Here is a 1691-nt window from a genome sequence, read left to right on the forward strand (position 1 = left end):
GCAGTGCATTTTGCGGCTTCCCCGATTACAGCGGTACCAAGTGCTATTTTCAGCCTTTGGCATAATATTTCTGGTCCTGCACTTGCGACTTGTTGGGCAAGTAAACACAAACAAGAATAACTATATAAACGATATACATTAGAAAAGAAGGCCAAACGGATAGTTTGGTCTTTTTATTTAAAGCACTTTTTATTTGAACTGAATTTAAAACTGGTATGTCTTTTGCTTCGAATTGATGCACTAAAAATAACGTGAATATCAACATAAATCGCAAAGAAAAAATAAGGCATTTTTTTGATGAACCAGATTTTTAAATTATTTATTCCCATGCTCTCTAGCAATTTGATTCTAATTTTAAGTGGATTGATTGATATTGCTTATGTAGGACATTTTAGTAATGACCATGTTGCCGCCTTATCGGTGACCTTATCTTTATATACAGTGGTTTATGTCATTGGAATGGGGATACTGCAAGGTGTGATGCTTAAGCTCTCGGAAGCTTATGGTTGCAATGACATACCACGTATTCGTCAAATTTTTATTCAAGGCGTTTGGCTGATGTTATGTTCGGCATTGGTGAGTATTGCCTTGCTTTACTTGTTCCGTGATCTACCAAAATTATTTGGTGCATCTGAACATGTCGTTTCAATTACTAAAAACTGTATTTGGGCTTTGGTATTTATTTTACCTGCCCATTTATTAATGCGCTTATTTACAGCTTTGTCTCAGGTCACTGAAAATGCGTATAAGGTTTTATTATCAGATAGTCTTTTCTTCATTCTTAAAATTATTTTGTCTTATCTTCTGATTTATGGTGTCGCTTTATTTTCAATTCCGCCACTCGGGGCGATAGGGGCGTTGTTAGCCACTATCATTGTACGGTGGTTTATGTTGACCGTTTATTACCTGTTTTTTCTAGAGAAAAAGTACATCTTTATTGAACATCCAGAACGGTCAGATGAAGATAGCCGGCAAAGTCTGCGTATGATTTTAAAAATAGGGATACCTACTGCGATCATGGCGTTGATGGACGTTGTTGCATTTTGTTCAGTTGCTATTCTGATTTTGCCTTTCGGGAGTGTGGTATCTGCAGCCCATCAAATTGTCGCGAGCACTGGCGGTTTCATGTTTATTTTTCCTTCATCAATTGCCTCGGCTTATAGCATTTTGGTGTCAAGAACTATGGGCAGCGGCAACATGAAAGAAGCAGACAAAATTGCCAGACAAAGTATATGGGTCATTATGGCAGTGAGTGGCAGTTTATCCTTGTGTTTATGGGTGGAGAGGGGCTTAATTGTCACGTTCTATTCAGATGATTTGGCTGTACAGATTTTGGCTGCATCACTGCTCTTGATTGTCTGCATATCTCATTTTCTTGATGGCTTAATGACGTTACTAACCTCTTTGCTGCGTTGTTGGGATGTGTCGATTTTACCCATGCTGATTTTTTTAGTCGTGGTGCTATGTTTCGGATTGGGCGGTGGTTGGTGGATGGCTTATAAAGGGCTGCACTGGGAGAGTCACTCTATATCTGCAATGGGAATTTATGGTTTCTGGAGTATGGCAGCCATAAGCTATTTAGTAGCTTGTGTATTGAGTGCCTTCTGTTTTCGTTTTAGAAAGCAATTAAGAGGTTTTTGATTAGGTAGATCAACACAACCTTAAAGAGGGTGTGCTGTTAACCATTCTTC

The 1691-nt window shown here is 38.6% G+C and carries 1 protein-coding gene and 1 pseudogene; both read left to right on the forward strand.

Annotated features, from left to right (window positions below):
• A pseudogene (locus VXQ92_RS16905) lies at positions 1-120 on the forward strand (bile acid:sodium symporter family protein); the annotation flags it as partial.
• A 177-nt stretch (positions 121-297) separates the two neighbouring features.
• Positions 298-1641, forward strand: coding sequence for an MATE family efflux transporter (locus VXQ92_RS16910; RefSeq protein WP_416682598.1), 1344 nt, complete (start codon positions 298-300; stop codon positions 1639-1641).
• Positions 1642-1691 lie beyond the last annotated feature (50 nt).

This window comes from Acinetobacter sp. 228, assembly GCF_048147885.1.